The 4,063-nt window shown below is 68.0% G+C and carries 4 protein-coding genes; 3 read left to right on the top strand and 1 reads right to left on the bottom strand.

The annotated features are described in order from the left end of the window. Nucleotides 1-527 precede the first annotated feature (527 nt). Nucleotides 528-1,361, top strand: a complete 834-nt coding sequence (locus HKK72_RS36890; RefSeq protein WP_187239030.1) for a hypothetical protein — start codon at nucleotides 528-530, stop codon at nucleotides 1,359-1,361. Between the two features lie 190 nt (nucleotides 1,362-1,551). On the opposite strand, the gene HKK72_RS36885 is transcribed toward HKK72_RS36890, so the two are convergent. Further along, a complete protein-coding gene (locus HKK72_RS36885) occupies nucleotides 1,552-1,767 on the bottom strand; it encodes an FAD-binding oxidoreductase (protein WP_187239029.1) in 216 nt (71 codons plus the stop codon). A 160-nt stretch (nucleotides 1,768-1,927) separates the two neighbouring features. Here HKK72_RS36885 and HKK72_RS36880 point away from each other — a divergent pair, with 160 nt between their 5' ends. Together HKK72_RS36880 and HKK72_RS36875 are read left to right on the top strand one after the other, a co-directional pair. Beyond that, nucleotides 1,928-3,334 (top strand): SPFH domain-containing protein, encoded by a 1,407-nt coding sequence (locus HKK72_RS36880; protein WP_187239028.1) that lies wholly within the window; start codon nucleotides 1,928-1,930, stop codon nucleotides 3,332-3,334. A gap of 167 nt (nucleotides 3,335-3,501) precedes the next feature. Further along, nucleotides 3,502-3,717 (top strand): chaplin family protein, encoded by a 216-nt coding sequence (locus HKK72_RS36875; RefSeq protein WP_187239027.1) that lies wholly within the window; start codon nucleotides 3,502-3,504, stop codon nucleotides 3,715-3,717. Nucleotides 3,718-4,063: the final 346 nt, after the last annotated feature.

The following is a 4,063-nucleotide window of genomic DNA, read 5'->3' as shown; positions in this document are numbered from 1 at the left end:
ACCGAGCCGTGCCGAGGGCTGATCCTCTTCAGCGTGGCGTGCGCGGCGGCCGGCGCCGCGGGCACCAGCGTCAGCGCGCAGAACGCCGTCATCCCCGCCAGTGCCCCGAGCGTTCGGCGGCGTCCTGCGACGACGCCACGTTCCGGCCGCCCATCACGCCGCCGATCGCCGCGTCCACGGGACCCACGGGCAGAAGGCAACCTCTTCACCGCACACCTCCAGGTCACGAGCACGGCGGCCGGGCCATGCCTCACCTCAGTGGTACGAGCCGTGCGGGTGCACAAGTTCAACCGGGCGACCGCGACGAACGTCACACAGCGTAGAGACCGCTCGGCGGGCTCGCAGGTGCTTGCCGTACCGCGCGTGTGAGGCCGCATGGATGAGATTCTCGGCACGCACGCCATGGTTCGATCACCCGTCGGTACCGATCGTCACCGGCCCCGGCAAAATGGGCTCGGTCAAGCCGCCCTCCGACGCTCCGCGCATGATGACGTCGATCTCTGAGACAGAACTCCGAAGGAGATCAGATGATCACATCGTTCGGCAAGCAGGTCGTGGTCGCCGCTACGGTGGTCGCATTCGGCGGCCTCACCGCCATCGCGACCCAGACACCCGCGCAGGCCGGCAGTTTCTCCGCGTCCTACACGTGCACCGATCCGGTGCGGGGAGCGAGGACCGTCCTCCTCGACGGCTGGCTGGCCTCTCCGGGTCAGACGGCCGTCAGCAGGCCGACCGGCTTTCGGCTGAACCTCTCGGCCCTGAGACTGGACGCTCCGGTCGCGATCGGCTCATGGAACGCGTCCGCGTGGATCGCCGTCAGTGGCGCCGAGAGCGCGTCGTTCCGGGTGGCGGGTTCCGGAGGTCTCGTCCCGGCCCGTCAGCCGATCTCGGGTGACCTCACCGGTGACTGGGCTCCGTCAGTGCCCGGAACCGATGTGCTGAGCGTCAGCAGTGTCACCATCACCGTGAACACCGCGGTCACCGGAGACGTCACGGTCCAATGCGTACCCAACGCTCCTCTTCCGGTGGCCGAGACGCTGACGGTCGCCCCGCTGTACCAGTCCGGATGGGTCCGTCCCACCGTGGTGCTGCAACCGCGGCCCGGATGGGTGCGTCCGGTCGGACCGCCGTACCACCACCATCACCATCACCCTGGATGGTCGCGTCCGGCCGGGCCGCAGCATCACCACCATCACCCTGGATGGTCGCGTCCGGTCGCACCGCCGCACAACCACGGATCGACCCGGCCCATCACGCCACCGGTGCGCAACCACGGATCGACCCGGCCCATCACGCCACCGGCGCACAACCACGGATCGACCCGGCCCATCACGCCGCGCCACCACCACGGTCGTCCTTAGTCCGCACGCTTGACCTGGGGAAGGGCTGTCCGAAGGTCATCGACCACCACTACGGAGATAGGCCCGGCCTCTATGGTGCCGACCCGGCGTCCGATGCGCGTTGCGCCGCGGACGGCCGGGTCGGTCCACCGATGGTCTGCCGTGTCAGCCGAGGTACGCCGTCCACCGACCGAGAGCGCGCCGCCGCGGCTCAACGCCCCGAGCCGCGGCGGAGGATGAGCATGGAGAACCGGTCGCCGCGGAACGGCTCCAGCTCGGCCGGGCACCGGCCCGTGGTGATGTAGCCGGCCATCGCCTTGCCGGTCGCCGGGGCGAGCGTGATGCCGAGCATCCCGTGCCCGGTGGCCACGAAGGCGTTGCGAGCGGTCACCCCGACGCGGCGCAGCAGCCGTAGGGCCGTCGCCATCGCCTCGTCCTCACCGATCCTTGAGCTGCGCGAGCACGACGTTCTCGACAGCGGTCAGGTGCGGGAACAACCTCAGAGATGTTGCCGGGAATCGCGCTAATGCACCTCCAAGTCCGGTTAAGTTGGCTGGCAACGCACCGGGGATCATGAGGAGGAGCCGATGAGCTCCGCGGGCAAGGGCGGCAACACCTATCTCGAGCAGGTCGTCGCGCAGCAGGCTGAACTCGAGGGCGATCTCAGGTCGAGACGGAGCGCCGCAGCGCCGAGTCCCGTGCCAGGCGCCGTGCCGCCGCCTCCGGGGCCACAGGCCAAGCGAGATCGGGCGCTGGGCGGACAGGTCCGCGACAAGCTCGTGCCAGGGCCGGTGGACGTCCGGATCAGCGGATTCTGGCGCTGGAAGAACGTACTCGTCCCGCCGAACGCCTTCGTGGTGCATACGCGGCGGGGCCGGGAGGCGCCACTGCACATCGGGCTCGGCGTCTCGTTCCGCTTCAACCCGGCGACCGACTCCTTCCTCGTGGTACCGGGCGCGACGCAGACCATTCTGATCAATGCGTACTGCATCTGCCGGGAACTGCAGGGCGTGCTCGTGCAGGGCTACGTGCAATGGATCATCCAGGACTTCGCCACGGCCTATCGGAAGCTGGACTTCGGTGATTCCGAGGATCCGATGCGGCTGGTGAACCTTCAGCTCAAGGAGCAGGCCGAAGCGGCGATCAAGGACAAGGTCTCGACCATGGGCGTGCGTGATGTGCTGAGCGACAAGCAGCCCATCATCGAGGAGCTCACCGCCCGGTTGCGTGCCGTGGCGGAGGGAGAGGACAACAGCGACCAAGGCCTGGGGCTCCGCATCGTCACGGTGCAGATCAAGGAGGCCGTGGTCAGCTCCTCCCGGCTCTGGGAGAACCTCCAGAAGCCGTACCGCGCGGAGCAGGGCCAGCTGGCGCGGCTGGCCGAACTGCAGGCCGAGGAGGCCATCGCGCACCGCGAGATGGACTCCGGCCGGCTCAAGGAGACCCAGCGTCTGGAGTACGAGCGGGAACTCGCCGATCTGCGGGCTCGCAACCAGGCGCAGCAGTTCGACACCGAGACGGCCGAGCGGCTGCGGCGCACCAAACGGGAGCACGACGACACCCGTGAGATCGCCGAGCTGCAGGCCGAGACCACGCGGCACGCACTGCGCATGGAACGCGAACGGCATGCCGAGGAGGCGGAGACGGGCAGGCTCCGGATCGAACGCGAGCAGGAGATCAAGCGGCTCGAACTCGATGGCGAAGTGGCCTTGGCCCACACCCGCGCACAGTCCCGCCACGAGCAGGCACTGCTGGATCTGGAGCGGGAGCGCAACAGGGCGGCGATGGAGAACGAACGGACGCCGGCGAGCATCCAGGCCGAACTGATCGGCTCGCTTCCTGAGATCATGGCCAAGCTGCCCAAGCCCGACGAGCTGCGTACGGTGACGATCGGCGGCACCGACCAGACGAGCGTTGCCGGACTGCTGACCCAGCTGACCGCCGTGGTGAGTGCGCTGCGCGCGGCGACAGGCGACGACCGGACCGCCTCCTGACGCCCGGATTACCTTTCAACGATCTTCTGTGCCTGTCTTTTGGCCTCCCAGGTTCTTCACCCGTGAGTAGTCGGGTAGCTACCGTGTGTGTCGCCGGTCACGTGGCCTGCGGCAGAACCTGAATGTTGGGACGGGCCATGACGGCCCTCATGTCCGGGAGGACTCACATGCTGAAGAAGTTCGCCGCAACTGGTGTCGTGACGATCGCGGCCGCCGGTGCGCTCATGTTCGCCGCGCCCGCGTCCGCCGACGACTATGCGCGCAGCCAGAACTCGATCCTGGGAGCCAACCAGGTCAGTGTTCCCATCTCTGTCCCGATTGTCGTCTGTGGCAACGCGCTGGGGCTGCTCGGTTCCGCGTCCGCGGGGTGCGGCGGCTCGTAACCCCGTCGGCCCGTACCACTACTGACAGTTCGAATATCTTTCGCGCTCCACCAAAGGAACACCGGGCCGGAGACCGGCCCGGTGTTCCTGCGTGGAAGTGGTGCTATTGACGGCGGGTGATCTAGATCAATAATGTCCGCTCGTCACTGAGCGAATAATGCTCGCATAGCGAGCAGCGCTCGTGCGAGGAGGAGAAACATGAGATTCCGGGCTGTAGGCACGGTCGTCGCGATCATGGCGCTGCTGCTTTCCCCCGCCGCCCAGGTGCTGGCCGACCCGCACGCGGTCGCTCCGGTCGCTTCGGCCGCCACCCAACCGACTCCTCTCCCGCCCCAGGTGGCGTGCG

The sequence above is a fragment of the Actinomadura sp. HBU206391 genome, assembly GCF_014323665.1.
Lineage (GTDB): Bacteria > Actinomycetota > Actinomycetes > Streptosporangiales > Streptosporangiaceae > Actinomadura_C.
This window is presented reverse-complemented; position numbering and strand designations above follow the sequence as displayed.

Excerpts from the sequence above, each read along its gene's own strand:
- HKK72_RS36875 (WP_187239027.1), top strand. The coding sequence starts at position 3,502 with ATGCTGAAGAAGTTCGCCGCAACTGGTGTCGTGACGATCGCGGCCGCC.
- HKK72_RS36885 (WP_187239029.1), bottom strand. The coding sequence starts at position 1,767 with ATGGCGACGGCCCTACGGCTGCTGCGCCGCGTCGGGGTGACCGCTCGC.
- HKK72_RS36890 (WP_187239030.1), top strand. The coding sequence starts at position 528 with ATGATCACATCGTTCGGCAAGCAGGTCGTGGTCGCCGCTACGGTGGTC.
- HKK72_RS36880 (WP_187239028.1), top strand. The coding sequence starts at position 1,928 with ATGAGCTCCGCGGGCAAGGGCGGCAACACCTATCTCGAGCAGGTCGTC.